At 73.4% G+C, this 26,215-nt stretch carries 28 protein-coding genes, 2 tRNA genes and 1 pseudogene; 16 read left to right on the forward strand and 15 right to left on the reverse strand.

What is annotated here, in order from left to right; translation table 11 throughout:
• Positions 1 to 44: 44 nt before the first annotated feature.
• Positions 45 to 1,421, reverse strand: a complete 1,377-nt coding sequence (locus GXP74_RS05520) for an AarF/ABC1/UbiB kinase family protein (RefSeq protein WP_182450294.1) — start codon at positions 1,419 to 1,421, stop codon at positions 45 to 47.
• A gap of 21 nt (positions 1,422 to 1,442) precedes the next feature.
• Positions 1,443 to 2,540 (reverse strand): ThiF family adenylyltransferase, encoded by a 1,098-nt coding sequence (locus tag GXP74_RS05525; RefSeq protein WP_182450295.1) that lies wholly within the window; start codon positions 2,538 to 2,540, stop codon positions 1,443 to 1,445.
• 271 nt (positions 2,541 to 2,811) lie between these two features.
• On the opposite strand from GXP74_RS05525, the gene GXP74_RS05530 reads away from it, so the two are divergent.
• Positions 2,812 to 3,459 carry a M48 family metallopeptidase gene (locus tag GXP74_RS05530; RefSeq protein WP_182450296.1) on the forward strand — a complete coding sequence of 216 codons (648 nt, stop codon included), beginning with the start codon at positions 2,812 to 2,814 and terminating at the stop codon, positions 3,457 to 3,459.
• 34 nt (positions 3,460 to 3,493) lie between these two features.
• On the opposite strand, the gene GXP74_RS05535 is transcribed toward GXP74_RS05530, so the two are convergent.
• Positions 3,494 to 4,060, reverse strand: a complete 567-nt coding sequence (locus GXP74_RS05535) for an NUDIX hydrolase (protein WP_182450297.1) — start codon at positions 4,058 to 4,060, stop codon at positions 3,494 to 3,496.
• Positions 4,057 to 5,712, reverse strand: a complete 1,656-nt coding sequence (locus tag GXP74_RS05540) for a zinc-dependent metalloprotease (RefSeq protein ID WP_225447731.1) — start codon at positions 5,710 to 5,712, stop codon at positions 4,057 to 4,059. Before GXP74_RS05540 ends, GXP74_RS05535 begins: the two co-directional genes overlap by 4 nt.
• Positions 5,713 to 5,923: 211 nt before the next feature.
• Between GXP74_RS05540 and GXP74_RS05545 the strand changes: the two genes are divergently transcribed.
• The 4 genes from GXP74_RS05545 (at position 5,924) to GXP74_RS05560 (ending at position 9,082) form a co-directional block, all read left to right on the forward strand.
• On the forward strand, positions 5,924 to 7,099 hold the full coding sequence (locus GXP74_RS05545; protein WP_182450299.1) for an NAD-dependent epimerase/dehydratase family protein: 1,176 nt from the start codon (positions 5,924 to 5,926) through the stop codon (positions 7,097 to 7,099).
• Between the two features lie 87 nt (positions 7,100 to 7,186).
• Positions 7,187 to 7,630: a molybdenum cofactor biosynthesis protein MoaE gene (locus GXP74_RS05550; protein ID WP_182450300.1), complete on the forward strand. Its 444-nt coding sequence runs from the start codon at positions 7,187 to 7,189 to the stop codon at positions 7,628 to 7,630.
• A 135-nt stretch (positions 7,631 to 7,765) separates the two neighbouring features.
• Entirely contained in the window at positions 7,766 to 7,930 is a 165-nt protein-coding gene (locus GXP74_RS05555) for a hypothetical protein (protein WP_182450301.1), read from the forward strand.
• Between the two features lie 93 nt (positions 7,931 to 8,023).
• Complete coding sequence (locus tag GXP74_RS05560) at positions 8,024 to 9,082, forward strand: PDZ domain-containing protein (protein WP_182450302.1); 1,059 nt, start codon at positions 8,024 to 8,026, stop codon at positions 9,080 to 9,082.
• A 19-nt stretch (positions 9,083 to 9,101) separates the two neighbouring features.
• Here the strand turns inward: GXP74_RS05560 and GXP74_RS05565 are convergent, their stop codons facing one another.
• On the reverse strand, positions 9,102 to 9,656 hold the full coding sequence (locus GXP74_RS05565) for a PPA1309 family protein (protein ID WP_182450303.1): 555 nt from the start codon (positions 9,654 to 9,656) through the stop codon (positions 9,102 to 9,104).
• A gap of 109 nt (positions 9,657 to 9,765) precedes the next feature.
• Between GXP74_RS05565 and GXP74_RS05570 the strand changes: the two genes are divergently transcribed.
• The 3 genes from GXP74_RS05570 (at position 9,766) to GXP74_RS05580 (ending at position 12,601) form a co-directional block, all read left to right on the forward strand.
• Positions 9,766 to 9,839, forward strand: a tRNA-Met gene (locus GXP74_RS05570).
• A gap of 168 nt (positions 9,840 to 10,007) precedes the next feature.
• Positions 10,008 to 10,081: transfer RNA gene (locus GXP74_RS05575), tRNA-Met, on the forward strand.
• Positions 10,082 to 10,486: 405 nt separating this feature from the next.
• Positions 10,487 to 12,601 (forward strand): tetratricopeptide repeat protein, encoded by a 2,115-nt coding sequence (locus GXP74_RS05580; protein WP_370468376.1) that lies wholly within the window; start codon positions 10,487 to 10,489, stop codon positions 12,599 to 12,601.
• Positions 12,602 to 12,647: 46 nt separating this feature from the next.
• Here the strand turns inward: GXP74_RS05580 and GXP74_RS05585 are convergent, their stop codons facing one another.
• The 3 genes from GXP74_RS05585 to hisN form a co-directional block, all read right to left on the reverse strand.
• Positions 12,648 to 13,064, reverse strand: coding sequence for a Fur family transcriptional regulator (locus GXP74_RS05585; protein ID WP_182450304.1), 417 nt, complete (start codon positions 13,062 to 13,064; stop codon positions 12,648 to 12,650).
• Positions 13,065 to 13,240: 176 nt separating this feature from the next.
• Positions 13,241 to 13,939 (reverse strand): DedA family protein, encoded by a 699-nt coding sequence (locus tag GXP74_RS05590; protein ID WP_225447733.1) that lies wholly within the window; start codon positions 13,937 to 13,939, stop codon positions 13,241 to 13,243.
• A 110-nt stretch (positions 13,940 to 14,049) separates the two neighbouring features.
• The gene (hisN, locus tag GXP74_RS05595; protein WP_182450305.1) at positions 14,050 to 14,841 is read right to left on the reverse strand and encodes a histidinol-phosphatase; all 792 of its coding nucleotides are present in this window, start codon (positions 14,839 to 14,841) and stop codon (positions 14,050 to 14,052) included.
• Positions 14,842 to 14,912: 71 nt separating this feature from the next.
• Between hisN and GXP74_RS05600 the strand changes: the two genes are divergently transcribed.
• The gene (locus GXP74_RS05600; RefSeq protein WP_182450306.1) at positions 14,913 to 15,389 is read left to right on the forward strand and encodes a MarR family winged helix-turn-helix transcriptional regulator; all 477 of its coding nucleotides are present in this window, start codon (positions 14,913 to 14,915) and stop codon (positions 15,387 to 15,389) included.
• Positions 15,390 to 15,461: 72 nt separating this feature from the next.
• On the opposite strand, the gene GXP74_RS05605 is transcribed toward GXP74_RS05600, so the two are convergent.
• The 4 genes from GXP74_RS05605 to GXP74_RS05620 all read right to left on the reverse strand — a co-directional run bounded on the left by GXP74_RS05605 (position 15,462) and on the right by GXP74_RS05620 (position 19,106).
• Complete coding sequence (locus GXP74_RS05605; RefSeq protein ID WP_182450307.1) at positions 15,462 to 15,785, reverse strand: multidrug efflux SMR transporter; 324 nt, start codon at positions 15,783 to 15,785, stop codon at positions 15,462 to 15,464.
• Positions 15,786 to 15,950: 165 nt separating this feature from the next.
• Positions 15,951 to 16,994: a ribosome small subunit-dependent GTPase A gene (gene rsgA / locus GXP74_RS05610; RefSeq protein WP_182450308.1), complete on the reverse strand. Its 1,044-nt coding sequence runs from the start codon at positions 16,992 to 16,994 to the stop codon at positions 15,951 to 15,953.
• 9 nt (positions 16,995 to 17,003) lie between these two features.
• Positions 17,004 to 18,371, reverse strand: a complete 1,368-nt coding sequence (gene aroA, locus GXP74_RS05615) for a 3-phosphoshikimate 1-carboxyvinyltransferase (RefSeq protein ID WP_182450309.1) — start codon at positions 18,369 to 18,371, stop codon at positions 17,004 to 17,006.
• A gap of 21 nt (positions 18,372 to 18,392) precedes the next feature.
• Entirely contained in the window at positions 18,393 to 19,106 is a 714-nt protein-coding gene (locus GXP74_RS05620; RefSeq protein ID WP_182450310.1) for a M50 family metallopeptidase, read from the reverse strand.
• 220 nt (positions 19,107 to 19,326) lie between these two features.
• Between GXP74_RS05620 and GXP74_RS05625 the strand changes: the two genes are divergently transcribed.
• The 6 genes from GXP74_RS05625 to GXP74_RS05650 all read left to right on the forward strand — a co-directional run bounded on the left by GXP74_RS05625 (position 19,327) and on the right by GXP74_RS05650 (position 24,249).
• The gene (locus tag GXP74_RS05625; RefSeq protein WP_182450311.1) at positions 19,327 to 20,133 is read left to right on the forward strand and encodes an SOS response-associated peptidase; all 807 of its coding nucleotides are present in this window, start codon (positions 19,327 to 19,329) and stop codon (positions 20,131 to 20,133) included.
• Positions 20,134 to 20,269: 136 nt separating this feature from the next.
• Complete coding sequence (locus GXP74_RS05630) at positions 20,270 to 21,184, forward strand: sigma-70 family RNA polymerase sigma factor (protein WP_370468377.1); 915 nt, start codon at positions 20,270 to 20,272, stop codon at positions 21,182 to 21,184.
• The gene (gene rsrA, locus GXP74_RS05635; protein ID WP_182450312.1) at positions 21,181 to 21,543 is read left to right on the forward strand and encodes a mycothiol system anti-sigma-R factor; all 363 of its coding nucleotides are present in this window, start codon (positions 21,181 to 21,183) and stop codon (positions 21,541 to 21,543) included. Before GXP74_RS05630 ends, rsrA begins: the two co-directional genes overlap by 4 nt.
• Positions 21,544 to 21,916: 373 nt before the next feature.
• Positions 21,917 to 22,873, forward strand: a complete 957-nt coding sequence (locus GXP74_RS05640) for a tetratricopeptide repeat protein (RefSeq protein ID WP_182456162.1) — start codon at positions 21,917 to 21,919, stop codon at positions 22,871 to 22,873.
• A gap of 63 nt (positions 22,874 to 22,936) precedes the next feature.
• Positions 22,937 to 23,566: a peptide deformylase gene (gene def, locus GXP74_RS05645; protein ID WP_182450313.1), complete on the forward strand. Its 630-nt coding sequence runs from the start codon at positions 22,937 to 22,939 to the stop codon at positions 23,564 to 23,566.
• A 53-nt stretch (positions 23,567 to 23,619) separates the two neighbouring features.
• Positions 23,620 to 24,249: a vitamin K epoxide reductase family protein gene (locus tag GXP74_RS05650; protein WP_182450314.1), complete on the forward strand. Its 630-nt coding sequence runs from the start codon at positions 23,620 to 23,622 to the stop codon at positions 24,247 to 24,249.
• Positions 24,250 to 24,298: 49 nt separating this feature from the next.
• On the opposite strand, the gene GXP74_RS05655 is transcribed toward GXP74_RS05650, so the two are convergent.
• Both GXP74_RS05655 and GXP74_RS05660 read right to left on the reverse strand, forming a co-directional pair.
• Positions 24,299 to 24,466: a hypothetical protein gene (locus GXP74_RS05655; protein WP_225447734.1), complete on the reverse strand. Its 168-nt coding sequence runs from the start codon at positions 24,464 to 24,466 to the stop codon at positions 24,299 to 24,301.
• A gap of 29 nt (positions 24,467 to 24,495) precedes the next feature.
• Positions 24,496 to 24,657, reverse strand: a pseudogene (locus tag GXP74_RS05660) (NUDIX hydrolase); the annotation flags it as partial.
• A 166-nt stretch (positions 24,658 to 24,823) separates the two neighbouring features.
• Between GXP74_RS05660 and GXP74_RS05665 the strand changes: the two are divergent.
• On the forward strand, positions 24,824 to 25,609 hold the full coding sequence (locus GXP74_RS05665; RefSeq protein ID WP_182450315.1) for a hypothetical protein: 786 nt from the start codon (positions 24,824 to 24,826) through the stop codon (positions 25,607 to 25,609).
• Positions 25,610 to 25,678: 69 nt separating this feature from the next.
• Here the strand turns inward: GXP74_RS05665 and GXP74_RS05670 are convergent, their stop codons facing one another.
• Positions 25,679 to 26,182, reverse strand: a complete 504-nt coding sequence (locus tag GXP74_RS05670; RefSeq protein ID WP_182450316.1) for a hypothetical protein — start codon at positions 26,180 to 26,182, stop codon at positions 25,679 to 25,681.
• Positions 26,183 to 26,215: the final 33 nt, after the last annotated feature.

A 26,215-nucleotide genomic window follows, 5' to 3' on the forward strand; every position in this document is an offset into this window, starting at 1 on the left:
GCGCTCCGGGCCTGCGGGCTGTCCGGGGCCGGTCGGGCCCCGGCTCAGACCTCGGCCAGGACGTCGGTGTCGGCGCCGTCGTCCGGGGAGTTGTCCTCGGCGAAGCCGGGCAGCCACTCCAGCAGCTCGCCGCGCAGCGCCGCGTGCGCGTCCAGCTGGCTGAGCACACCGATGGTGCTCAGGGTGACCCGGTGTATCAGCAGGTAGGCCGGCGGCAGGTTCAGCTGTCGGCCCAGGTTGTAGGCGGGCGAGCGCGGGTCACCGATGCGGGCCGCCTGCGCGCGCATCCAGGCCCGGGTGAAGTGGAACTCGTCCACCGCGGCCGGTTCGATGATCGGCAGCAGGTAGTCCAGCACGGCGTCCGGATCCAGCGTGATGGTGGGCTTGACGAAGCCCTCCTGGGACAGCATCTCCAGCACCCCGGAGGCGTTTCCGGCCAGGGCCATCCGCAGGGCGGAGCCCACCGGCAGCGGCAGCCCCTCGGGGAGCCGGTCCACGGTGCCGAAGTCCAGCACGCCGAGCCGCCAGTGCTCGGCCGGTCCGTCGTCCACCAGCAGCCGGAAGTTCCCCGGGTGCGGGTCGGCGTGCAGCAGCCCGGTGCGGGCCGGACCGGCGAACAGGAAGCGGGCCAGCAGCTGACCGGCGCGGTCGCGCTGCTCGCGGCTGCCGCGCGCGATCACCTCGGACAGCGGCACCCCCTCCATCCACTCGGTGACCAGCACCTGGTCGCCCTGGGCGACCACGCCCGGGACGGAGATGTCCGGGTCGTCGGTGAACTCGGCGGCGTGGATCCGCTGGGACTCTGCCTCCAGGGCGTAGTCGAGCTCCTCGGTGACCCGGTTGCGCAGCTCGCTGATCAGCGGCTTCACATCGAGGCCGGGGATCAGCGGCCCGATCAGCCGGGCCACCCGGCCGAGCTGGGTGAGGTCGGAGAGCAGCGCGTCGCCCGCGCCCGGGTACTGCACCTTGACCGCGACCTCGCGGCCGTCGTGCCAGACCGCGTGGTGGACCTGGCCGATCGAGGCGGCGGCGGCCGGACGGTCCTCGAACTCGCGGAAGAGCTCCCGCCAGTCGTTGCCCAGCCGCTCCGCGAGCACCGCGTGCACGGAGGCGGCGGGCATCGGCGGGGCGGCCTCCTGGAGCTTGGTGAGCGCCGCCCGGTAGGGCCCGGCGACCTCCTCCGGCAGCGCGGCCTCGAACACCGACAGGGCCTGGCCGAACTTCATCGCCCCGCCCTTCAGCTCACCGAGGACCTTGAACAGCTGGTCAGCGGTGCGCTGCTGCATCTCGGCGGCCACCACGTCGGCCGGGCGGCCGCCCATTCGCTTGCCGAAGCCGAGCGTGGCCCGGCCGGCGAACCCCAGGGGCAGGGCCGCGAGCTTGGCTGTGCGGGTCACAGCCTTCCGTGGAAGATCGCTCACGCTTGCCTCCCTGTCGACGAGTCACGCACTGCCATCATTGTCCCCCCAGTTGCCGGTGGGACCGGCGGCCCAGCAGCAGCCGCAGTCCGGATGCGGGTCCAGGCACCGGCGCCGCATCGAGCCGTCCACCATGGAGACCTCGACCCATGCGCCCAGGCTAGGGGGTGAACCCCCGTCCAGGTAGATCAGGCCGTGCAGGGCCGCGAGCCCGGCCACGGTGGTCGCCAGCGCGGTGTCGCAGGCGGGGACCGCCGACGGGCGACCGGAGCAGTGCTGGGCCAGCAGCACCGGCCAGGCCGGATCCTCGTCGGCGCGGCGCAGCGACAGGCAGTGTGAGCAAGGAGACAGTCCGGGCAGGACGAACGGGCCGACGCTGCCCAGGGTCTCGACCACCCCCGCGTACAGGTGCGGGGTGCCGGTGCGCAGTAGTTCCCGGGCGGTGGCCGGGTCGGGCAGCAGCCCGGCGGCGTCCCCGCGCGGGGCCAGCACCACCAGGTCGGGCGGGCGCCGGGTGGTGGCCCGGTCGTCCGGGCGGTCCGGGGCGCAGCGGCGCACCGCCGTCCGGGCCGCCGCCGCGCGCGGCCTGCCGATGGCCTCGGGCGGCAGGCCGCAGGGCGCGCAGTCCTGCTCCACTACCCGCCCGCCGTCGACCACCCGGACCTGGCCCACCCCGGCGGCGGCCAGGACCCGGGCCACCGCGGCGCCGACCCGGCCCGCGCCGCGTACCTCCACCCGGGCCCGCCGCCGGGCCAGCAGCAGCGCCGGTGCGGCCCCGGGACCGGGCCGGGCCAGCGACAGCGCCGCCAGGTCGGGGGCCAGCCGGGCGCGTTCCGGCGGCGGCAGGTCCAGCAGCGGCCGGTGCGCCTCGGTGTCGTCCAGCACGTCCGAGGCGCGCAACTGCTCCAGCAGGCGCCGCACCCGGTCCGGGGCCACCCCGAGCCCGGCCGCGGCGGCGGTCAGCGCGGGGAGCTCGCGGCTGCCGTCGAGCAGGTCGAGGAAGGCGGCGTCGGCCGGAGTGGCCGATTCCAGTACCGCGGTGTGCGCCGGGCCGACGCCGAACTGGAGCGTGGTGCGGTCGCGCCAGGCCCGGCGCAGGGCGGGTTTCAGACAAGGACGCATGGCTGCTCCTCCCGAACGGGCGGCTGACGGCTGCTCTCGGGGGCCCTGGACCCAGAGCCCCCGACATCGAGGATGCCCCGGAGCCGCGTGGGATGCGCAAAGTTATCCACAGGCTGGGGATAATGGTCCGATCATCTGATTCCGATTCATCGGGCTATGCCATGGAATCGCCTGATCTGCTGACCCGGCAGTCCCGGGCGCCCCAAGCGTTCACTATAAATCAGCCACGAAGGCGGGACTTCTGTCGGCCCCAACAGGTAACGTCTGGCGGGTGGCAGCCGGACCGGATTCCCGTCCTCCTGCGCCGCGTCGGCGTGTTCCGGCCGCTTCCGGGGACGGCTGCGCGGTGCAGCCCGTCGAGGTGCGCCGCAGTGCCCGTCGCAGCCGCACCGTCTCCGCCTACCGCGACGGCGACCGGACGGTGGTGCTGATCCCGGAGCGGATGTCCGCCGCCGAGGAGAAGCGCTGGGTCGCGCTGATGCTGGACAAGCTCGCCGCGCAGGAGAGCCGACAGATCCTCGGCGACGACGCCCTGGCCGCGCGCGCGGCCGAGCTCTCGGCGCGCTACCTGGACGGCGCGGCCGTGCCCAACAGCGTCCGCTGGGTCACCAACCAGAACACCCGCTGGGGCTCCTGCACCCCCGCCGAGGGCACCATCCGGCTCTCGCACCGGCTGCAGGGCATGCCCGAGTTCGTCGTGGACTACGTGCTGCTGCACGAACTGGCCCACCTGCTGGTGGCCGACCACGGGCGGCGCTTCTGGGCGCTGCTCGACGCCTATCCGCGCACCGAGCGGGCGCGCGGCTACCTGGAGGGCGTGGCCGGGGCGGCCCGGCTGCCGCACATCCCGGGCCCGCGCGCGGCCGAGGGCGGCGACGGCGGGACCGGGACGGAGCAGGCCGCGCGGCCGACCGGCTGACCGGTCGGCCGCGCCACGGCCGACCCGCCGGGGATCAGCCCAGCAGCGTCCGGGCCAGGGCGGTCAGCTCGCGGACCGACTGGTCGGTGCGCTCGGGCAGCTCGTCGAAGCCGAACCAGCGCAGGTCCAGCGACTCCTCGCTGATGCTCGCCACCGCCCCCGCCGGGGCGGTGACCAGGTACTGGACGTCCAGATGGGTGTTCTCCGGCTGGTCCCTGCCCGCGCACCGGACCGCGTGCCGGTCCAGCTTCACCGGCGCCGGGGTGCCCGCGACCGGGAACAGCTCCAGCCCGGTGATGCCGGACTCCTCGGTGGCCTCGCGCAGCGCGGCGGCTGCCAGGTCGGTGTCCTCCGGCTCGCAGTGGCCGCCCAGTTGCAGCCACCGGCCGACCTTGGGATGCAGCGTCAGCAGCACCCGCCGCCCCTCGGCGTCCACCACCAGCGCGCTGGCGGTGATGTGCGCCGGGTGGCAGGAGCGCCAGACGCCGTCCGGACGGTCCCGCAGGTGGTCCAGGTAGTCGCGGCGGAGCAGGTCCTGGTCCGGGTCCGGGGCGGTCCAGCCGCCCAGCGTGCGGACGGCGTCCTGGTGCAGCAGGCTCACGCCCGGCCCTCCCCGTCGTCGTCGCCCTTGCCGTCACCGTCACCGTCGCCGGACTCCTTGGAGTCCTGACCGTCCTTCGGGTCCTTCGGGTCCTTCGGGTCCTTCGCGTCCTCGACGGCGGCCTCGGCGGCCCGGCCGAGCATCTCGTCCAGCTTGGAGAAGTCGATGCCCTCGCTGAGCTCGTCACCGCCGGCCCCGGTCGCGCCGTGGACGAAGCCGTCCGGGTCGTCCAGGTCCTTGGCGGTCGGCAGCAGGTCCGGGTGCGCCCACAGGGCGTCCCGGCCGTCGCTGCCCCGGGCGTCGGCCAGCGAGGCCCACAGCCGGGAGGCGTCGCGCAGGCGGCGGGGCCGCAGCTCCAGGCCGACCAGGGTGGCGAAGGTCTGCTCCGCCGGTCCGCCGGTGGCCCGGCGGCGGCGCAGGGTCTCCCGCAGCGCCGCCGCGTGCGGCAGGTGCGGTGCGGCGGCGGCGTGGACCACCGCGTCCACCCAGCCCTCGACCAGCGCCAGCGCGGTCTCCAGACGGGCCAGTGCGATCTTCTGCTCGGGGGTGTCCTCGGGCTCGAACAGACCGCCGGTCATGGCCTCCTGCAGGGCCTCCGGGTTGGTCGGGTCGATCTGGCCGACCAGGTCCTCCAGCCGCGAGGCGTCCACGGTGATGCCCCTGGCGTACGCCTCGACCGCGCCCAGCAGGTGCTGCCGCAGCCACGGCACATGGACGAACAGCCGCTGGTGCGCCGCCTCGCGCAGGGCCAGGTACAGCTGCACCTCGGAGGCCGGGACGGACAGGCCCTCGCCCAGGGCCTCGATGTTCTGCGGCAGCAGCGCGGCCTTCCCGGCCGGGCCGAGCGGCAGCCCGATGTCGGTGGCGCCCAGCACCTCGGCGGCCAGCGCGCCCAGCGCGGTGCCGATCTGCGAGCCGAACATGGCCCCGCCCATGCTGCGCATCACGCCCAGCAGCGGGCCCGCCATGGCCTGCATCTCCTCCGGGACGACCCCGCCCATGGCGGTGGCGACCCGCTCGGCCACCGGGTCCACCAGCTCCTTCCAGACCGGCAGGGTGGCCTCGATCCACTCCGCGCGGCTCCAGGCGACGGCGCTGCTCGCGCCGACCGGCAGCGAGGTGGCGGAATCCAGCCACAGCTCGGCGAGTCGGATCGCCTCGGAGACCGAGGCCCGCTCGGACTCACCTACCGAACGGTCCTTCGAGCCGTCCTCGGCGCCCTGGACCACCGCCTGCCGGGCCAGGTTCTTGGCCAGCTCCCAGTTCACCGGGCCGCCGTCGAAGGAGAGCATCTGGCCCAGCTGCTGGAAGGCCGCCCCGATGTCGCCCGGGTTCATCGCGCCGAACAGGCCTTCGAGCGGGTTGCCGGAGCCGCCGCCGGGCAGGCCGGGGAAGCCGAAGCCGAAGGGGTTGCCGGGACCGCCCGAGCCCGCACCGCCCGAGCCCGCACCGCCCGAGCCCGAGCCGCCGCCGGAGCCCGAGCCGCCGGAACCCGAGCCGCCGGAACCCGAACCCGAGCCGCTGCCGGAACCAGAGCCGGAATCGGAACCAGAGCCGGAACCGGAACCCGAACCCGAGCCGGATTGGCCGCGCGACTTGCGGTCCTCGGGCTCCTCGGGGGGAAGGCCGAAGCCGAAGGGGATGTCGCTCACGAGTTGCCTCGATCTCGTCGGCCGTCGCGGAGGATGGTGTGCGGCGGGCAGGGGCGGCCGGTCCAAGGCCGAGGCGGGTGCGCGGTACGGTCGGTTTCCGGTCGCTGCCGGTCGCCCCCGTGCCGGGTGCACCGCCATGCCCTCGCCTCGGGCAGGATGGTCCGTACGTGACACTGACGTACGCATCAAAACTAACCGTGGAGGAGAGCCGGTGAGTTCCCCACCTTCGCACGTTCGCTCTGGGCTGACCGCTGAACCGGGCGGTCCGGACGGTCCGGAGAGTGCGCCGGAGGCGGCGGAGGCGGTCTCGCCCGGCCCCGCGTACGCCGGACCGCCGCTCGTGGTGGCCGTCACCGGCGCGGCCTCGGGTGTCGGCGAGCGGCTCACAGCCCGCCTCGCCGCCGCGCCGGGAGTGCGCCGGGTACTCGCCATCGACGAGCGCCGGGGCGCGGTCACCGGCGTGCAGTGGCGCGTGCTGGACGTCCGCGACCCGGCCGTGGCCGAGCGGCTGGCGGGCGTGGACGTGGTCGTGCACCTGGCGCTGGACCTGGGCATGTCCACCGATCCCAAGGCCCGCAGCGCCTTCAACGTGCGCGGCACCCAGACCGTGCTCACCGCCGCCGCCGCGGCCGGGGTGCACCGGGTGGTGCTCTGCACCTCGGCCATGGTCTACGGCGCGCTGGCCGACAACGACGTGCCGCTGGCCGAGGACGCGCCGCTGCGGGCCACCGAGGAGGCCACCCTCGTCGGCGACCTGCTGGAGATCGAACGGCTGGCGCAGCGGGCCCCGAACGCCCACCCCGGCCTCTCGGTGACCGTGCTGCGCCCAGCGGTGGTGGTCGGCCCCGGCGTGGACACCGTGCTCACCCGGCACTTCGAGGCGCCGAGACTGCTGGTGGTGGCCGGGTCCCGGCCCTGCTGGCAGTTCTGCCACGTGGACGACCTGGCGGCGGCGCTGGAGTACGCGGCGCTGGGCCTGGTCGAGGGTGAGGTGACGGTCGGCTGCGACGGCTGGCTGGAGCAGGAGGAGGTGGAGGAGCTCACCGGCATCCGCCGGATGGAGCTCCCGGCCTCGCTCGCCCTGGGCACCGCCGCCCGGCTGCACCGGCTGGGGCTGACCCCGGCTCCGGCCGGGGACCTCGCGTACACGATGTACCCGTGGGTGGTCTCCGGAAGCCGGCTGCACGAGGCGGGCTGGCGTCCGCTGCACACCAACGAGCAGGCGCTGGGCGAGCTGCTGGAGCAGGTCTCCGGCAACCACGCGGTGGCCGGGCGCAGGCTGGGCGGCAAGGACGCGGCGACCACGCTCGGCGCGGCCGGGGCGACGGTGGCGCTGGTCGGCACGGCGGCGCTGGTGCGCCGGGCCCGCAAGCGGCGGCGGATGTGACCTCGGCGTGAGGGGCGGCGATCGAGAGTGGAATGTGATGTCCGCGATGCGGAAAAATCTGTCCAATCGGTCGGCGGGTCGGTCATCATGGGAGGCATGAACGACGTCGCCGACCCGATCCGCCTGCTCGCCGTGCGCGAGACCCCGCTCTCGCTGGACGAGGTGCACGCCGCCGTCGGCGACACCTCGGCCGGGGGCACCGTGGTCTTCGTCGGCACGGTACGCGACCACGACGGCGGCAAGGACGTCACGGCTCTGGAGTACAGCGCCCACCCCAGCGCCGAGCTGGAGCTGCGCCGGGTCGCCGAGAAGGTCCTGGCCGACTTCCCGGTACTGGCGCTGGCCGCCGTGCACCGGGTGGGCGCGCTCTCGGTCACCGACGCCGCCGTGATCGTCGCGGTGTCCTGCGCGCACCGGGGCGAGGCCTTCGAGGCCTGCCGCCGACTGATCGACGACATCAAGCACACCGTGCCGATCTGGAAGTACCAGCGCTTCGCCGACGGAACCGAGGAGTGGGTGTCCGCCTGCTGAGCGGCGGGTCACCCGTGTGCCGGGCTGCGCCGGGGGAGTGCCCGGGCGGTACGGGCCGTTACCCGATCGGTCCCCAGGTCGTTGTGCCGACCAGCCGTTAGTCTGCTGATAGTCACGACGAGCTGGGAGTACGGCATGAGTGCACTCGCCTGGTGGATCTTCCCCGTAGTCGCCGGACTGCTCGCCTGGCTGTGGGTGCTCTGGTCCCGCAGGCCCCGGTCCACCGCCGACAGCGACTCGCTCGCGGGCTACCAGCGCTTTCGCGAGGCGATGGAGCGGGACGCCGGGGAGCGGGGCTAGCCCCCGCCGGGCCGCCCCGGGCGGCTCACGTCCCGGTACTCCGGTTGGTACTCCGGCGGGCGCGCAAGGGATCACGTCCCGTACTGTCGTGGCATGCCACGCCGCTCCGCGACGATGCTCGCCTCCACGATGCTGCTGATAGCGATCTTCTGCGCAGCAGTGCTGATCAAGGTGCCCTACTCCGAGATGAGTCCCGGGCCCACCTACAACACCCTGGGCAGCCAGGGCGGCCAGCAGGTGATCACGATCAGCGGCCACCGGACGTACCCGACCAGCGGCAACCTCAACATGGTCACGGTCGAGGTCACCAACGCCGACTACCGGATGAACCTGGTCGAGGCGATCTCCGGCTGGCTCCAGCACGCGGTGGCGGTCGTGCCCAGCAACACCCTGTACCCCAGCGGGCAGACCGAGCAGCAGTCCGAGCAGCAGAACGCGGAGGAGTTCACCGCCTCCCAGGACAGCGCCAAGACCGCCGCCCTCAAGGACCTGGGCTACCCGGTCGGCAGCGAGGTCGTGGTCTCGGCGGTGGTCGAGGGCAGCCCCTCGGTGGGCAAGCTCCACGCCGGGGACGTGATCGTGGCGGTGGATGGCACCAAGGTGACCGACCCGAGCCAGGTGGCGCCGCTGGTGACCAAGCACCAGCCCGGCCAGAACGTGGTCTTCACGGTGGTCCCGCCCGGCAAGGGCGCGGGCGACACCCAGCAGGTCACCGTCACCACCGGGAAGAACCCGCAGACCGGCAAGGCCTACGTCGGCATCCAGCCGGACGTCGAGCACACCTTCCCGTTCAACATCAACATCAACCTGGGCGATGTCGGCGGCCCCAGCGCCGGGCTGATGTTCTCGCTCGGGATCATCGACAAGCTCCAGCCGACCAACCTCACCGACGGCAAGTTCGTGGCCGGGACCGGGACCATCGACGACAACGGCATCGTCGGCCCGATCGGCGGTATCTCGATGAAGATGATCGCGGCACGGAACGCCGGGGCGCAGTACTTCTTCACCCCGACGGACAACTGCGCGGAGGCCGCCTCGGCCACCCCGTCCGGACTGCGGCTGATCAAGGTGGACACCCTGGCCGGCGCGCTCGACGACCTCGCCGACATCCGCTCCGGCGACCTGTCGGCGCTGCCCGGCTGCGGGAAGTAGCGCCGACCGGCCGCGCGGCTCACTCCTCGAAGGTGGTGAGCAGCGCCTCGGCCAGCCCCGGGACCAGCGCGGGGCCGGTCAGCACCTCGCGGGCGGAGTCCTTCTCGCGCAGCCGCAGCGCGGTCTCGCGGGTGCCGTCCCGCAGCACGGCCACGGTCATCCGGACCTCCTGCCGGTCCGGGTGCCGGGCCACCCACGCGGTCAGCTCCTTCTCGGAGAGGCCCGTCGGCAGCTTCGCCTCGGCGGTCGGCGGCAGCATCAGCCGCTCCACCACCAGTGCGCAGCCCGCCACCGCGTCCGGCCAGGCGACGGTGCCGAGGAACTGGTCCAGGGCCTGACCGGACGGCAGTTCGTCCTGCTCGATCGGGGTGAGCTGGCCCTCCGGGCCCGGCTCCAGGCCCAGCTGGCGGGCGATGCCCGGCTCGTTCTTCAGCAGCGCGGCCGTGTCGACCAGGGCGAACAGGCGGGCGGGCTGGTCCCAGCCGAGTCCGGCGGCGTACTCGTCGAGTTCGAGCACGGCGCGGGTGATCGGGCGGGCGGCGGGAGGCAGGGCCTCGGCGGCGGTGTCGGACATGCCTCCATCCTCACATGCCACCCGGCGTCGGCCGAGCCCCGCCCGGGCCGCCGGGAGCCCGCCTGGTGCGGGCCGCTGACCTGCGCATGCTATGGTTGCAACACAACGACGCGGGGTGGAGCAGCTCGGTAGCTCGCTGGGCTCATAACCCAGAGGTCGCAGGTTCAAATCCTGTCCCCGCTACTCGCAGTCGGAAGGCCCGGTGCATCAGCACCGGGCCTTCCGTGCGTCCGGGATCGGGTGGCGTCCGGGGGCCGGGTGGTCGCGCGGCCCGGCGGCCCGGCGGGGGTGCGCTCGGGGCAATGGATTTGCGCTGGTCATCCCGGCCACGCTACGGTTACACCACAACGACGCGGGGTGGAGCAGCTCGGTAGCTCGCTGGGCTCATAACCCAGAGGTCGCAGGTTCAAATCCTGTCCCCGCTACTCGCAGTCGGAAGGCCCGGTGCATCTGCACCGGGCCTTCCGCTTGTCCGCAGTCCGGCTGGTGTGGGGATCGGATCTTTTGGTTGTCACTTCAATCGCCCGTTCCGGTAGTGAATCTGACGGAACGTCTAACCTGCTTCCCAGCAGGGAAGACGGGCTCGTGAGGCGGCTGCCGTCCCCGTGGCGGCGTCAGAAGCCAGGCCGGGTGGCCGCGTTGCGAGGTTGATGTGTCGCGAAATCGACAAAGCGCTGAAGTAACCTCTACCACTGGGGTATACCAGGAGTACGCGGGTTGCGGGTGGTGCGACGATGAGCCCCATGGGGGACGGTGCGAGGCCGGAAAGCGGCTATGAGCTCCGGTGCGTGCCAGGGATGCCCAGGGACCCGGCGGACGCAGGAGCCGACATGTCGATGATCTCGGGAGCAGGGCCAGGAGTCGGACGCGACGACCCGCAGCGGGCGGGCCGGCTGCCGCTGCAGCGTGCCCGCACGGGCCAGGCGGACGACGCCGACGTCGACGTCACGGTCGAGATGAGTGCCGAGGAGAAGGCCCGCTACGCCGCCGCGCTGGGCGAGTTCGGCGGCCCCGGGGCCGACCGCGAGGACGAGCCGGAGCACTTCGACGAGCCGGAGCACTTCGAGGAGTCCGAGTACGCCGACGGCTCGGAGCCGGACGCCCGGCCGCAGCCGGCCGCGACTCCGGGCCGCTTCGCCCGGGTCGAGCGCCAGGAGCGGCCGGACCACCCGGGCGCCGAGCCGGGCCGGGAGCCCGCCTGGGCGGGCCGTGAGGACGCCGACGGCGAGCCAGACGAGGAGAGCGACGCACCCCGGTTCCGGACCTTCGAGTCCGCCCTGGCCGCCCGCGAGCAGGCCGCGCTGGAGGCCCGCTGCCGGGCCGCCGCCGAGGAGGACCCGCAGGCCGCCAGCCTGCTCGGCTCGCTGCTGCTGCGCCGGGGCGACCTGGACGAGGCGGAGGTCCACCTGCGCCGCGCCGCCGCCGCCGGGCTGCGCGCCGGAGCGAACAACCTGGGCGTGCTGCTGCACCAGCGCGGACGCCGGGACGAGGCGGCCGACTGGTGGCGGGAGGCGGCGGTCGCGGGGAGCGCGCCCGCGGCGCACGCCCTCGGTCTGCACCTGCGCGACCGGGGTGACGAGCCCGGCGCCGAGTACTGGCTGCGCCAGGCGGCCGAGCAGGGCCACACCGGCGGTGCCTACGCCTACGCCGACCTGCTGGAGCACCAGCGGGAGGGCGGGCAGGCCGAGCGGTGGTTCCGGGCCGCCGCCGACGCCGGGCACCGGGAGGCCGCCTACCGGCTCGGCCGGCTGCTGGAGGCGAACGGCGAGACCGCCGAGGCGGAGCCGTGGCTGCGGCAGTCCGCCGCGCGCGGACACGCCGGGGCCGCGCTGCGGCTCGGCGTCCAGCTGGAGCGGCGCGGCGACCGGGAGGAGGCCGCCCGCTGGTACCGGCAGTCCGCCCAGGGCGGCGAGCCGCGCGCGGCCTGCGCGCTGGGCTTCCTGCTGCGCGACGACGGCGACGAGGTCGGCGCGGCCGACTGGTGGCGGGAGGCCGCCGACGCGGGCGACGGCAACGCCGCCAACGCGCTGGGCGCGCTGCACGCCTCCTGGGGCGAGCCGGGCATGGCCGAGCAGTGGTACCGCACCGCGCTGGCCGCCGGGGACCACAACGGCGCCTTCAACCTGGGCCTGCTCTGCGCCGCCGACGGCCGCGAGGCCCAGGCCGAGCAGTGGTACCGGCAGGCCGCGTACGCGGGGCACCGGGACGCCAGCAACGCGCTCGCGGTGATGCTGTTCCAGCGCGGGGACACCCCCGGCGCGGAGCCGTGGTTCTCCAAGGCCGCCGAGGCGGGCAGCGTGGACGCGGCGTTCAACCTGGGCATCCTCTACGCGGGCCGGGGCGACCAGCACGACGCCCAGGAGTGGTACGCCCGCGCGGCGGCGGGCGGGCACGCCGAGGCGGCGTTGCAGCTCGCGGTCGCCAAGGAGCGGCGCGGGGACCTGACCTCGGCGGCGGTGCGCTACCGCCAGGCCGCCGAGGGCGGCTCGGCGGAAGCGGCCTTCCGGCTGGCGGTGCTGCTGGAACGGGCGGCCGAGGACCGGTTCGAGGGCGAGGTCGAGCGCTGGTACGCGGCGGCGGCCGAGGCCGGGCACAACCGCGCCCAGGTGCGGGTCGGCGTCCGGGCGGCCGAGCGCGGCGACACCGGGACGGCCGAGCACTGGTACCGGCGGGCGGCGGAGGGCGGCAGCCGCAGCGCGGCGTTCAACCTGGGGCTGCTGCTGGCCCGGGAGGGCAGCGAGGCCGAGGCGATGCTCTGGTACACCCGCGCGGCGGACACCGGGCACGGGCGCGCGGCGCTGCGGCTGGGACTGATCGCGGCCCGGCGCGGGGACCTGGTCCAGGCCCGGACCTGGTGCACCCGGGCGGCCGAGGACGGCCCGCAGGACGTCTCCGAGCGCGCCACCCGGCTGCTGGAGGCGCTGCGCGCGGATCTCAGCGCGTAGCGCTCGGGGCGCGGCGGGGGATTCGGGTCCCGGCGGGCCCCGCCGCTCAGGCGGTGGCGCAGGCCGGGCAGATGCCCCGGTAGGTGACCTCGACGTCGGCGATGGCGAAGCCGAAGCGCTCGTCGGCCGGGAGGGCCGCGATCGGGTCGCCGCTGGGGTGCACGTCGCGGATGGTGCCGCAGCGGGAGCAGACCAGGTGCTGGTGGGCGTGGTGGGCGTTGGGGTCGTAGCGCTTGGCTCGCCCGTCGGTGCTGACCTCCAGCACCTCACCGAGGCTGACCAGCTCGCCGAGGGTGTTGTAGACGGTGGCGCGGCTGATCTCCGGCAGCAGGCCCACCGCGAGGGCGTGCACCTCGTCGGCCGTGAAATGTACATGGTCCCCATCGAGCACCTGGGCCACGACCCTCCGCTGCGCGGTGAGTCGCCAACCACGCTCTCGGAGGCGTTCCAGCAGGTCACTCATGAGGCCAGGGTAACAGCGGCCCGGAGGAAGTTCGATGTTGGTGCGCATATTGACTTAGACGATGTCTAAGATAAGGTCTCCATAAGCGTACGGCGAACCCGCCCCACCCCTGAGCCGCGAGCCCCCGGACCTGGAACCAACCGGTCCGGGGGCTCGCACCCAGCCGTCCGCGCGGCTCAGCCCGCCGCGTGCTCGCCGAGCGTGGGCTGCTGCTCCGGGGACTCGACCTCGGACTCGCCGTCGCCGTCGCCCTCGAACCGGGCGGCGGCGCGCTTCTCCGAGCGGCGCTTGAGGTAGAGCAGGCCGCCGACGCCCACCGCGATCACGCCGACCAGGATCCAGCTCGCGGTGTTCGCGTAGGACTCGACCTTGTGCCAGCTCGCCCCGGCGTAGTAGCCGATCAGCGTGAACGCCGTCGCCCAGACCGCGCCGCCGAGCATGTTCCACACCGCGAAGGTGCGGTAGCGCATGTCCGAGACCCCGCACAGCCCCGGCACCAGGGCCCGCAGCGCCGCCGCGAACCGGCCCGCGAAGACCGCCCGGCCGCCGAGCCGGGCGATCAGGTCCTTGCTCTGCCGGATGTGCGCGGGCTTCAGCAGCTTGTGCGGGATCCGGTTCAGCAGCGCGTCGCCCCAGCGGCTGCCCACCGCGTAGCCGATGCTGTCGCCGACGATCGCCCCGGCGATCGCGGCCACCAGCACCAGCCACAGCGGGTTGGTGTGGTTGTACGCGGTCAGTCCGCCGATCACCACGGCGCTCTCGCCGGGGATCACGAAGCCCAGGAAGACCGACGACTCCAGGGCCGGCAGCAGGAAGACGGCGATCAGCACCAGCGTGCCGTTGAGCGCCAGCAGGTGGTCGCTGATCCAGGACACCAGGAATCCTCCGCTTGGGACCGGCTAGCAGGACGGGAAGGTACGACGGGAAGCTATGAGCAGACCATCCCACCGTACTGGAGTGCTGGTCCGGCGCCGGAGCGGTCGCCCTAGCCGAGCCGCTGTAGCAGCTCGCCGTGCAGCAGGCCGTTGGAGGCCACCGCGTTGCCGCCGTGCACGCCCGGGATGCCGTCCAGACCGGTGAACCGGCCCCCGGCCTCCTCCACGATCACGCAGTTCGCGGCCATGTCCCAGATGCTCAGCTCCGGCTCGGCGCAGATGTCCACCGAGCCCTCGGCGACCATCATGTAGGGCCAGAAGTCGCCGTACGCGCGGGTGCGCCAGCAACTGCGGGAGAGGTCGAGGAAGGCGCCGAGCCGGTCCCGCTCCTCCCAGCCGGTCAGCGAGGAGTACGCGAAGGAGGCGTCCTCCAGCCGGGACACGTCGGAGACCTGCATCCGGGTGGCCTTGGTCAGGCCGCGGCCGGTGAACGCGCCCACCCCCCGGGCGGCCCACCAGCGGCGGCCGAGCGCGGGGGCGGAGACCATGCCGACGACCGGCTGGTCGCCGTTCGGGCCGAGCTCCATCAGCGCGATCAGGGTGGCCCAGACCGGGACGCCGCGGATGTAGTTCTTGGTCCCGTCGATGGGGTCGATCACCCAGCGCCGCGGGCCGTGGCCGGTGCTGCCGTACTCCTCGCCCATGACCGCGTCGCGCGGGCGGGCGCGCTGCAGGTCGTTGCGGAGCAGTTCCTCGACCGCCTTGTCGGCGTCGCTGACCGGGGTGAGGTCCGGCTTGGTGTCGATCTTCAGATCGAGCGCCTTGAAGCGGTCCAGGGTCACCGAATCGGCGTGGTCCGCGAGCACATGGGCAAGGCGAAGATCGTCGTGGTAGTCGGCCATGCCCTGAACAGTAACGATCGCGGCTGGCCGGGGCCAGCCTCGGAGCCGTCGGGCCGTCTAGGCTGGGCCGCATGGGCTCCCAGGGCAGCGCGGGTGTGGACGACCGGGAACTCGTCACCTGGTGGGGGCTGGTGGTCGAGGCGTACGAGCGGACCGGACGGCTGGTCGCGGTCGGCCCGGTGGCGGGGGTGGACCTGCCCGGCCCCTGGTTCGAGGTGCTGCTGCGGCTGCTGCGCACCCCCGGGCAGCGGCTGACGATGACGCAGCTGGCCCGGGAGACCACGCTGACCAGCGGTGGCTTCACCAAACTCGCCGACCGGATGGTGCGGACCGGGCTGATCGAGCGTCAGTCCTCGCCGGAGGACCGCCGGGTGACCCACGTGCTGCTGACCGCCGAGGGGCGGCGGGTCGGCGAGGAGGCGCAGCGGCGGCACGTGGCCCTGCTCCGGGAGCACTTCCTCGGGCCGTTGGGGGAGGAGCGGGCCGGGCGGGTCGCCGAGCTGATGCGGGCGCTGCGGGACGCCAACACCCCGCCGCCGGGCCAGTGAACCGCCCGCCGGGCCGGTGAACCGCCTCTTGGGCCGGTGAACGTACCGCCGCCGGGCCGGTGAACGCTCCGGCTAGTGCTCCATGCCGCTGAGCTGGAGGCCGACCACCCCGGCCAGCACCAGGCAGATCGACACGATCTTCAGCACGGAGACGCTGTCGCCGAGCCAGACCATGCCGTAGATCGCGGTCCCGGCCGCGCCGATGCCGGTCCAGACCGCGTAGGCGGGACCGACGTCCAGGCTCTTCAGGGCGGCGGTGAGCAGTCCGAAGCTGCCCGCACCGAAGATGGCGAAGCCGACGACCGGCCAGGGCCGGGTGAATCCGTGGCTGAGCTTGAGGCAGACGGCGAAGCCGGTCTCCAGGAATCCCGCGATGATCACCATCGCCCAGGCCATGCACACACTCCCTCGCCGACCGTGCCCGCCCGGTCGCGGAGCGCGCCGGTGATCACATGGTCGCGTGGGATCCGGGCGTCGGCATCCGGAGGCGTCCCGGAGGTGTCCCGCAGGGGGGCCGCAGGGCGTCCGGATCCGTCCGCCCCCGGCCCCCCGGCGGGGCGGCTAGTCGCCCTCGCGGGCCTCGCGGGTGGAGAGCAGTCGGCGCAGCGAGTACAGCCGGGCCGGGTCGGCGTGGCCCTCGGCCACCCAGGCGTCCAGCGCGCAGTCGGGCTCGTCGTGGCTGCACGCGCGCGGGCAGCCCTCGGTGCCGGGGAGCAGGTCGGGGAAGGCCTGGACCACCCGCGAGGGCTCGATGTGGGAGAGCCCGAAGGAGCGGAACCCGGGGGTGTCGATGACCCAGCCGGGCAGGTCGCCGCGGGCCGCGCCGGGCGCGGGCGGCAGCCGCAGCGCCAGCGCCGAGGTGGTGGTGTGCCGACCGCGCCCGGTGACCGCGTTGACGATGCCGGTGGACCGCTCGTGCGACGGGACCAGCGCGTTGACCAGGGTGGTCTTGCCGACGCCGGAGTGCCCGATGAAGACCGTGGACAGTCCGCGCAGCCGGGTGCGGACCAGTTCCGCGCCCTCGGCCGCCAGGTCGTCCCGGCGGGTCACCACATGGTTGACGCCGAGCGGGCGGTAGATCTCCAGCAGCGGCTCGGCCGGCGCCAGGTCGGACTTGGTGAGCACCAGCAGCGGCTCAAGACCGGCGTCGTAGGCGGCGACCAGGCAGCGGTCGATCAGCCGGGCGCGGGGCTCCGGGTCGGCCAGCGCGATCACGATGGCCAGTTGGTCCGCGTTGGCGACCACGATCCGCTCGTACGGGTCGTCGTCGTCGGCGGTGCGGCGCAGCACGGTGCTGCGCTCCTCCACCCGGACGATCCTGGCGAGCACCCCGGGTTCGCCGGAGAGGTCGCCGACCAGGGCCACCCGGTCGCCGACGACCACGCCCTTGCGGCCCAGCTCGCGGGCCTTCATCGCGGCGATCTCACGTTCGCGCTTGGTCCCGGCCTCGACCAGGCAGGTGAACCGGCCCCGGTCGACGGTGAGCACCATGCCCTCGTCGGCGTCGTCGTGGGTGGGGCGGGTCCTGGTGCGCGGACGGGAGCCCCGGCGCGAGGGGCGGTTGCGGATGTCGTCCTCGTCGGCGTCCTTGCCGTAGCGGCGCATGGCGGCGGATCAGCCCCTGACCGGGGTGCCGGTGAGCATGGCGTCCCACAGACCGGTGAAGTCCGGCAGGGTCTTGGCGGTGGTGGCGACGTTCTCGACCTGCACGCCGTCGACCACCAGGCCGAGGACGGCGGCGGCGGTGGCCAGCCGGTGGTCCTCGTAGGTGTGGAAGACGCCGCCGTGCAGCGGGCGCGGGTTGATGGTCAGGCCGTCCTCGGTCTCCGCGGCATCGCCTCCGAGAGCATTGATCTCGTTTGCGAGCGCTGCCAACCGATCGGTCTCGTGCACGCGGAGGTGAGCGATGCCCCGCAACGTGGACGGTGATCCGGCCAGGGCCGCGACGGCGGCGACCACCGGGGCGAGCTCGCCCACCTCGTGCAGGTCGGCGTCCAGTCCGTGCACCGAGCCGCCGCCGGTGAACCGCAGGCCCTCCTCGGTGAGTTCGCTGGAACCGCCCATCCGGGTGAAGAGGTCCCGCAGCTGGTCACCCGGCTGGGCGGTACGCCGAGGCCAGTCCCTGATCACCACGGTGCCGCCGGTGACCAGGGCGGCGGCCAGGAACGGCGCCGCGTTGGACAGGTCGGGCTCGACCACCAGGTCCCGGCCGAGCAGCGCGCCCGGCGCGACCCGCCACACGTCCGGCTCGCCGCCGTCCTCGGGCGCGTCCACCCGGGCCCCGGCCGCCCGCAGCATCTCCACCGTCATCCGGATGTGCGGCAGCGAGGGCACGCTCCCGCCCGCCTCCCGGCCGCTCCCGCCGTCGGTCCGTGCCGCCCCGGTGTGCCGGACCTCGACGCCCTGCTGGAAGCGCGGTCCGGACAGCAGCAGCGCGCTGATGAACTGCGAGGAGAAGGAGGCGTCCACGCTGACCGTGCCGCCGACCAGGCCGCCGGTGCCGTGCACGGTCAGCGGCAGGGCGCCGCGGCCGTCGTCCTCGATCCGCGCGCCCAGGTCGCGCAGCGCCGAGATCACGCCGCCGAGCGGGCGCTCGTAGGAACGCGGGTCGCCGTCGAAGCGGACCAGGCCGTCGGTCAGGGTGGCCACCGGCGGCAGGAAGCGCATCACCGTTCCGGCGTTGCCGACGTCCACCTGGGCCGGGCCCTTCAGCGGCGCGGGCAGCACCCGCCAGGCGTCGCCGCCGCCGGGGACGCCGCTGCTGCTGTTCAGGGTGTCCTCGACGCCGATCCCCAGCGCCCGCAGGCCGTCGGCCATCAGCAGCGTGTCGCGGCTGCGCAGCGGGCGGCGGACGAAGCCGGGATCGTCGGCGAGCGCGGCCAGTACCAGGGCGCGGTTGGTCGCGGACTTCGATCCGGGCACGGTGATCACCGCGTCGACGGGATCGGTCGCGCGGGGTGCGGGCCACAGCAGGTCGCTCATGGCTCCCGAGCCTATCCGTATTCAGCGGGTGAGCATCCAGCGACCGCCCGTGGCCACCGCGGCGAGGGCGACGACCAGGAACAGCGCCACCCACAGCAGCGCCGGGGTGCCGGTCAGCCGGCCGAGCTGGTCGGCGTCGGAGCCGGGGGCGCCGCCGCGCCGCCGCTTGTGCTGTAGCTCGACCACCGGCCGGACCCCGGCCAGCAGCAGGAACCAGACGCTCAGATAGGCGAACGCCCCCTGCACCTGGGCGCTGCCGAACCAGGACACGGCGAAGCAGAGCGCGCCGGTGAGCAGCACGGTCAGCGCCCCGTACGCGTTGCGGACCATCACCAGCACCGCGAGCAGCAGCACCACCACCGCCCACAGCAGCGCGGTGATGTGCCCGGCCGACAGCAGCCAGGCCCCGCCGAGGCCGAGCAGCGACGGCGCGGTGTACCCGGCGGCGGCGGTCAGCACCATGCCGGGGCCGTGCGGCTTGCCGGAGGAGACGGTCAGTCCGGAGGTGTCCGAGTGCAGCCGGATCCCGTGCAGCCGACGGCGGGTGAGCACGGCGACCAGCCCGTGGCCTCCCTCGTGGGCGATGGTGACGACGTTGCGGGTGTAGTGCCACAGCGCGTTGGGCGCCACCGCCAGCAGCGCGGCGGCGGCGGTGGCCCAGACGATGGTGTGGCCGGGGTCGGCCTGGACGCCGGTGACCTGGCTCCAGACCGCGCTGACGCTGTGCGACTGCATGGGTGCGGCTCACCTCGGGTCGGTCGGGACGGGGCCGGACGAGTGATCCGGACGAGGGGGAAGCCTCGCACGCCAAGATGTGCGCCCGGCAACCCCCGGTTCCCGACGGCTTCCGCGGCGGCGACCGGTGGCGGCCTGTGGCGGCGGGTGCGGGCATGGCAGGCTTGGTCGGCGAAGGCGGAGGCGGAGGCGGAGAGTCGCTGAGGGGCGGGGAACACGGATGTGCGGTCGGTACGCGGCGAGCCGTAAGCCCGAGGACCTGGTCGAGCTGTTCGGGGTGTCGGTGTGGGATCCGACCGAGACCCTCGCCGCCGACTGGAACATCGCGCCGACCACGCCGGTGCCGGTGGTGCTCGAACGTCCGTTGAAGGGCGGCGGGCCGGAGCCGGTACGACAGCTGCGGGCACTGCGGTGGGGGCTGGTGCCGTCCTGGGCGCGGTCGGCGGACGTCGCGGTGAAGATGTTCAACGCCCGGGCCGAGACCGTCCACGAGAAGCCCGCCTACCGCCGCTCGTTCGCCGCCCGCCGCTGCCTGGTCCCCGCCGACGGCTACTACGAGTGGTTCGCGCACCCGGCGGAGCCGGGCACCCCGAAGAGCCGGATCCGCAAGCAGCCGTACTTCATCACCCCCGCCGACGGCTCGGTGATGGCGATGGCCGGACTGTACGAGTTCTGGCGCGACCCGAAGCGGCCCGCCGACGACCCCGAGGCCTGGTGGGCGACCTGCAGCATCATCACCACCGCCGCCGAACCGGCGCTGGCGGGCATCCACCCGCGGATGCCGCTGCTGCTGCGGCCCGAGGCGTACGACGACTGGCTGGATCCGGCGCTGTGCGACCCGGCCGAGGCCGCCGCGCTGCTGGTCCCGCCGCCGCCCGGGCTGCTGGAGGTCCGGCCGGTCTCGGCCGCGGTCGGCAGCATCCGCAACAACGGCCCGGAGCTGGTCCGCCGGGCGGAGGCACTGACCGAGGCGCTGACCGAGGCACTGACCGAGGCGGGGACGGACGGCGAGGCGACGCTGTTCTGAGCGGCCTTTCCGACCGCCGTTCCGACCGCCGTCCCGGGGGCCGTTCCGCAGCTGAATGTCCGGCTTGGGAATGCCCGGCCCAGTCGCCTGGTTCACTCCAGTGTCGGCATCGCAGCGTCAGTGAAAGGCAGTGCTCATGGTTGCAGCGGCATGCCCCGCACGCCCGGAGGGCGACGCGGGAGCTCTCCTGGCCTGGTCCGAGTGGCCGGTAGTCAGAGGCGGTTCCGCCGCGAGCCCGATAGTCTCCCATGCGAGCCGGTCCACCACCGTGGACCGTGCGTTCTTCGCTCAGGAGGTGAGTCCCGTCGCCGGGACCGAGGACGAGTTCGGGACAGCGGGAGCCGCGCGGCAGGCCGGTCCGGCCGCCGCGCCGGTTGGGGCTGTGCCGTTCGACGACGCAGACGGCGACACCTTCCGGGCCGCCGTGGAGGAGTCCGAGGCGGAGCGGTCGGCGCGGTTCGAACGCGACGCCCTGGGCTACCTGGACCAGATGTACTCCGCCGCGCTGCGGATGACGCGCAACCCGGCCGACGCCGAGGACCTGCTACAGGAGACCTTCGCCAAGGCGTTCGCCTCCTTCCACCAGTTCCGCGAGGGCACCAACCTCAAGGCCTGGCTGTACCGCATCCTCACCAACACCTTCATCAACTCGTACCGGAAGAAGCAGCGCGAGCCCCAGCGCACCGGTGCCGAGGAGATCGAGGACTGGCAGCTGGCACGGGCCGAGTCGCACATGTCGACGGGCCTGCGCTCGGCCGAGGCGGTGGCCCTGGACCACCTCCCGGACAGCGACGTGAAGGACGCGCTCCAGTCCATCCCGGAGGAGTTCCGGATCGCGGTCTACCTTGCCGACGTCGAGGGCTTCGCGTACAAGGAGATTGCCGACATCATGGGGACACCCATCGGTACGGTGATGTCCCGCCTGCACCGCGGTCGTCGCCAACTGCGGGAGCTGCTGGAGGACTACGCGCGTGAGCGCGGACTGGTCCCGGCGGGCAGCGGTGCCGGGACGGGTGTCCCGCACGACCAGTCGAAAGGGTCGGGCTCATGAGCTGCGGCAACCACCACGACACCGAGTGCAGCGAGGTACTCGACCACCTGTACGAGTACCTCGACAACGAGATGGGCGAGGGTGACTGCGCCAAGCTGCGCGAGCACTTCGACGAGTGCTCGCCCTGCCTGGAGAAGTACGGTCTGGAACAGGCCATCAAGGCGCTGGTGAAGCGGTCCTGCGGCTGCGACACCGCGCCGTCGGACCTGCGCGGCAAGGTGCTTGCCCGGATCGAGCACATCAGGGCCGGACTGCCGGTGGAGGGCGAGCTGGTCAGCGGCGGCGAGCCGGTCCACGACGCCGGGTCCACCGGTACCGCCGGTGCCCAGGTCGCCGCCGAGGCCGCCGCCCGCGACTGAGCACGGCGCCGGACCGAGCGGCGAGAACCAGCCAAGACCCAGCCACCCCGCCCCGGGCCCGCAGCGGCCCCGGGGGCGGCGGCGAAGGAAACCATGGCCCCGAGGCGTCGAGCCCCGGGGCCTGGTCATGGTTGGATGCAGGAGAAGGGGGCGGGCCCTACGTGTGTGGTTGGCCGTCGAGCGGGCATGGAGTCGGTGAACCGTGAAGCGGCGCAGGCGGGGCGGGCGGCGGCGGAGCGGACGGCAGGCGACGCTGCTGTGCGTGGCGTCACGGCGCGCGGCGACGTAGCGTGCTTCCGGAGACGTACACCGCACAGCACCACTGCGGGCAAGCCCGGACCACCGGGTGGAATCGGACGAGTGGCAGGCCGAGGTGAAGATCTTCAATCGGGCACGGCAACGGCCGTCCGCCAGCTGGCGGCAGACGACCGACCGGGCCTTCACGCTCATCGGGAGCGGGCGCCTGGAGGACGCCGGGGCGCTGCTGGTCCGCGCCGCGGATCTGGAGCCCTGGCTGTCCGACTCCTGGTTCAACCTCGCGCTGCTGCACAAGTTCCGCCGGGACTGGGAGCAGGCGCGCGCGGCGGGTCTGCGCGCGGTGGCCCTGCTCGATCGCAACCCCGGCGCCCCCGACTGGTGGAACCTCGGCATCGCCGCCACCGCCCTCCAGGACTGGGCCCTCGCCCGGCGTTCCTGGCAGGCGTACGGCCTGCGGCTGCCGCAGGGCGAGGGCCCGGTCAGCCTGGACTTCGGCACCACCCCGGTCCGGCTCTCGCCGGAGGGCGAGTCCGAGGTGGTCTGGGGCCGTCGGCTCGACCCGGCCCGGGTAGAGGTGCTGTCCATCCCGCTGCCGTCCTCCGGCCGCCGCTGGGGCGAGGTGGTGCTGCACGACGGCACCCCGCACGGCGAGCGGGTCGCGGACGGCGTGCCCTACCCGGTCTTCGACGAGATCGAGCTGTGGGCGCCCTCGCCGGTACCGACCTGGGTGGTGCTGCTCCAGGCCGACACCGAGGGCGACCGGGACGCCCTGGAGCGGCTGGTCTCCGAGGCCGGGTACGCGGCCGAGGACTGGACCTCCTCGGTGCGGCTGCTGTGCCGGGACTGCTCGGAGAGCCGGATGCCCGCCGACGACGGCCACAGCGAGCACCACGACCCGCACGACGACGGCCAGCTCGGCCACCTGAGCCACCGCAGCGCGGGCGCGCTGTGGATCCCCGAACGCGAGTGCGGCATGGCCGCCCCGGCGGACCTGGTGCGCGGGCTGCTGGACCGCTGGGTGCTCGGAAATCCGGCCCGGCGTTCCTACCGTGACCTGGAAGAAGTCTGCTGACCTCGCTGTTCCCCGTACCCTGGTGGCTTACCCGGGTACGGAACGAAGGCGAGTGGCGGCGGCATGTCGGAACAGCAGGTCGAGGAAAAGATCGACGAGCAGGGCGGGGAGCAGGCCCCGGTACGCGTGGTGGGTGAGGAGCCGGACCGCTCCAAGGGGACGTCCCGCCCGATCACGGTGGTCGGCAACCCGGTACTGCACCACCCCTGCGCGACCGTGACCGACTTCGGCCCGGAGCTGTCCGCGCTGGTCGACGACCTCTTCGTGTCCATGTACGCGGCCGAGGGCGTGGGCCTGGCCGCGAACCAGATCGGAGTGGCGCAGCGGGTCTTCGTCTACGACTGCCCGGACGACGACGGCGTCCGCCACATCGGCGCCGTGGTCAACCCGGTGCTGGACGAGCTCGACCCGGCGGAGCGGGTACTGGACGAGTCGCCCGAGGGCTGCCTGTCCGTCCCGGGCGCGTACGCGGACCTCGCCCGCCCGGACTACGCGGTGGTGCGCGGCCAGGACCGCCAGGGCGCGGACATCGTGGTCGAGGGCACCGGCTTCTTCGCCCGCTGCCTCCAGCACGAGACCGACCACCTGAACGGCTACCTGTACATCGACCGGCTGTCCAAGCGGGACCGCAAGGACGCGCTGCGGCAGATGGCGGAGCTGACCCCCAGGTACGAGACGGTCCCCAACGACTGACCCGGACTGTCCCTTATCTGCGCACTACGCCGTCGTGGGTGATCCTGGACAGCATGGATGCTGATGCCGACCAGGATCACTGGGCGCTGGAACGGGTGGCCGCGGGCCGGGCGATGACCTGGTTCCTGATCATCACCGGAGCCCTGGGCTTCGTCGCCTCGTTCACCCTCACGTACGAGCGCTTCAAGCTGCTGACCCAGCCCGGCTACGTGCCCAGTTGCAGCATCAACCCGATCATCAGCTGCGGCAACGTGATGACCAAGCCCCAGGCGGCGGTCTTCGGCTTCCCCAACCCGCTGATGGGCATCGCCGGCTTCGCGGTCGTCCTGGCCGTCGGCACGGGCCTGCTGGCGGGCGCCCGCTACGCCCGCTGGTACTGGGCCGGCCTGCAACTCGGCGTGACCTTCGGCCTGGGCCTGATCTGCTGGCTGATCGGCCAGTCGCTCTACAGCATCGGCGCGCTCTGCCCGTACTGCATGGTCGTCTGGGTGATCATCTTCCCGCTGTTCTGGTACACCACCCTGCACAACCTCAAGCACCGCGTGATCCCCACCCCCACCCGCTGGCGCGACGCCCTCGACGCCGTCCTCACCCTCCACTGGTTCGGCCCCCTGCTGTGGTACCTGGTGGTCGGCGGCATGATCCTGATCCGCTTCTGGTCCTACTGGAAAACCCTGCTCTGACCTGCGGCGACAGCTCCGCACCCGAGGTCCGGCCGGGACGCTTCTCGGGTTACGGCAGTACCTCGTCGAGGTGTGCCTGCACCGCGTCGAACAGGCCGTAGGGCACGTATTCGGGGATCTCGGCGCGGGTGATCCAGGCGAGTGCGTCCAGTTCCTCCGTGTCCACGACTGCGGCTGTACCGGACAGCACCTCGCAGTGGGCAGTCTGCTCAGTCATGTCTGCACTTCCTCCAGAGCCGCCAGAACGTCGCTGTTGGTCGCCTCGCCGGCCAAGTACTCGCAGAGGAAGTACTCGCACATCACCCCCGTCACCGGGTGCAATCGCCGACCAAGTGGCTGGCGCACCGCACAGCGGACCCCGGTCTCGCCGAGGGTCTCCCGGGCGGCAGCCGTCTCGGCCTTCGCGCCGAGCCGCAGGGTGTTCCCCCCGGGGTGACACGGATTTTGCTCTCCGCGAGCGCGGGCGAACACTGGTCGGAGGCCGTGCGGGCGATCCAGCGGCAGCCTCTCGATCACGCGGCACTCCGGAGGATCACTGATGCCTTCTCCACCTGAGGACAGCACCGCCCGAAGGATGCGATACGCATTGCGGCGGGCCGCCGATGCGCTCGACGTCACCTTGGACGGCACCGAGGGAATCTGGGGGTGGGAAGGCCGGAGCCTCAGCGGCCCCGCCTCCGGTGGCCAGTGGCTCCGGCTGTTGGCGGCACCGGCAGGCAGATTCCGAGGCGGGTCGTGGGACGGTTCGGAGGAGGCAGGGAAGGCCGTCCCCGACGCCGTTCCGCGCCCTCGGCTCCGTACCGCCCACGAATGGGCGGACGCGGACCACGCCTATCGGGCGGAGCTGTACGAACGCATCCAGGGCACGTCACTGAGTGACGGCCCCCTGCCACCGACCGGGCTGCGGCTCCCGCACTCCTGGTGGACCTCGCTCCGGACGTCTCTGGCGGCCATCGCCGCCACCGGCACCGACCGAGTCGCCATTCGCCAGGAGCGGCTCGACTGGGCCATGCCCGAATTCCTCGGAACGGCACTCGACACCCGAGTTCCGGCCTGGGCCACGGCGCACGCCGACATCCAGTGGTCCAACCTGACCGGCCCGGATCTGATCATCCTCGACTGGGAGCGCTGGGGCCTGGCCCCCGCCGGATACGACGAGGCCACCCTCTACATCTCCAGCCTCACCGCACCCGAGCTGGCCGCCCGCGTTCACCAGGCGTTCGAGCCCGCGCTGACCTCGCCCGCAGGCCGCTTCTCGCAACTGGTCGTGGCCAGCGAGTTCCTCCAAGGGATGCGGCGCGGCAACAACCTGGAACTGGAAGGCCCACTGCGCCGGCAACTCGCGCTGCTTCTCGGGTGAGGGTGGGGCGGAGGGGCGGGGCCCCGGGGGCCTGGTGGGCGGGCCGGGGCCGGTGGCCGACAGGGTGGGTCAGGGGGCGAGCGGGACGGTCCAGGAGATGGGGTAGGTGGCGACGACCTTGCTGCCGCTCTTCACGTACACCGGCGGGCGGGCCGCTGTGTAGGTGATGGTGGCCTCGGTGTAGCGGTGCTCGTTGGGGTGGCCCTTGACCGGGGCGCTGCCGAGCAGTTCGATCACGACGGGATAGTCCTTGATGTGGCCGGCGGCGCAGCTGGGCTGGCAGTCCTTCTCCCACTCGGTGCCGTAGGCGCTGGCCAGCTGCGGGGTCCAGCTGGTCCAGTGCAGGGCCTGGAGCCCGAGGCCGTAGTCCGCGCAGGCCAGCACGATCGTCCCCGGGTCGACCTGCGCCTTGCCCGAGCAGTCGGGTACGACGTACTGCTGGGCGGCGGCGGTGGCGGGCTTGACGGTCGCTGCGCCCGCGGACCCGGACAGTCCCAGGCTCAGCCCGACCGCGACCGCGACCGCCGCTGCCCCCGCCGCGACCTTCCTGGTGCTTCCCCAGCGCATGTTCATGATGCCCCCTGTTTTCGATTCGTCGGATGCCCT

It is taken from the genome of Streptacidiphilus sp. P02-A3a (assembly GCF_014084105.1).
Lineage (GTDB): Bacteria > Actinomycetota > Actinomycetes > Streptomycetales > Streptomycetaceae > Streptacidiphilus.

Bases quoted from the DNA above. Each gene is read 5' to 3' on its own strand.
- aroA (WP_182450309.1), bottom strand. From the start codon at position 18,371: ATGAGCGACCTGCTGTGGCCCGCACCCCGCGCGACCGATCCCGTCGAC.
- GXP74_RS05605 (WP_182450307.1), bottom strand. From the start codon at position 15,785: ATGGCCTGGGCGATGGTGATCATCGCGGGATTCCTGGAGACCGGCTTC.
- GXP74_RS05630 (WP_370468377.1), top strand. From the start codon at position 20,270: ATGGTTGCAGCGGCATGCCCCGCACGCCCGGAGGGCGACGCGGGAGCT.
- GXP74_RS05525 (WP_182450295.1), bottom strand. From the start codon at position 2,540: ATGCGTCCTTGTCTGAAACCCGCCCTGCGCCGGGCCTGGCGCGACCGC.
- GXP74_RS05600 (WP_182450306.1), top strand. From the start codon at position 14,913: ATGGGCTCCCAGGGCAGCGCGGGTGTGGACGACCGGGAACTCGTCACC.
- GXP74_RS05655 (WP_225447734.1), bottom strand. From the start codon at position 24,466: ATGACTGAGCAGACTGCCCACTGCGAGGTGCTGTCCGGTACAGCCGCA.
- GXP74_RS05665 (WP_182450315.1), top strand. From the start codon at position 24,824: ATGCGATACGCATTGCGGCGGGCCGCCGATGCGCTCGACGTCACCTTG.
- rsgA (WP_182450308.1), bottom strand. From the start codon at position 16,994: ATGCGCCGCTACGGCAAGGACGCCGACGAGGACGACATCCGCAACCGC.
- GXP74_RS05555 (WP_182450301.1), top strand. From the start codon at position 7,766: ATGAGTGCACTCGCCTGGTGGATCTTCCCCGTAGTCGCCGGACTGCTC.
- GXP74_RS05650 (WP_182450314.1), top strand. From the start codon at position 23,620: ATGGATGCTGATGCCGACCAGGATCACTGGGCGCTGGAACGGGTGGCC.
- GXP74_RS05625 (WP_182450311.1), top strand. From the start codon at position 19,327: ATGTGCGGTCGGTACGCGGCGAGCCGTAAGCCCGAGGACCTGGTCGAG.
- GXP74_RS05620 (WP_182450310.1), bottom strand. From the start codon at position 19,106: ATGCAGTCGCACAGCGTCAGCGCGGTCTGGAGCCAGGTCACCGGCGTC.
- hisN (WP_182450305.1), bottom strand. From the start codon at position 14,841: ATGGCCGACTACCACGACGATCTTCGCCTTGCCCATGTGCTCGCGGAC.
- GXP74_RS05565 (WP_182450303.1), bottom strand. From the start codon at position 9,656: ATGTCCGACACCGCCGCCGAGGCCCTGCCTCCCGCCGCCCGCCCGATC.
- GXP74_RS05670 (WP_182450316.1), bottom strand. From the start codon at position 26,182: ATGAACATGCGCTGGGGAAGCACCAGGAAGGTCGCGGCGGGGGCAGCG.
- GXP74_RS05560 (WP_182450302.1), top strand. From the start codon at position 8,024: ATGCCACGCCGCTCCGCGACGATGCTCGCCTCCACGATGCTGCTGATA.
- def (WP_182450313.1), top strand. From the start codon at position 22,937: ATGTCGGAACAGCAGGTCGAGGAAAAGATCGACGAGCAGGGCGGGGAG.
- rsrA (WP_182450312.1), top strand. From the start codon at position 21,181: ATGAGCTGCGGCAACCACCACGACACCGAGTGCAGCGAGGTACTCGAC.
- GXP74_RS05550 (WP_182450300.1), top strand. From the start codon at position 7,187: ATGGGAGGCATGAACGACGTCGCCGACCCGATCCGCCTGCTCGCCGTG.
- GXP74_RS05580 (WP_370468376.1), top strand. From the start codon at position 10,487: ATGTCGATGATCTCGGGAGCAGGGCCAGGAGTCGGACGCGACGACCCG.
- GXP74_RS05585 (WP_182450304.1), bottom strand. From the start codon at position 13,064: ATGAGTGACCTGCTGGAACGCCTCCGAGAGCGTGGTTGGCGACTCACC.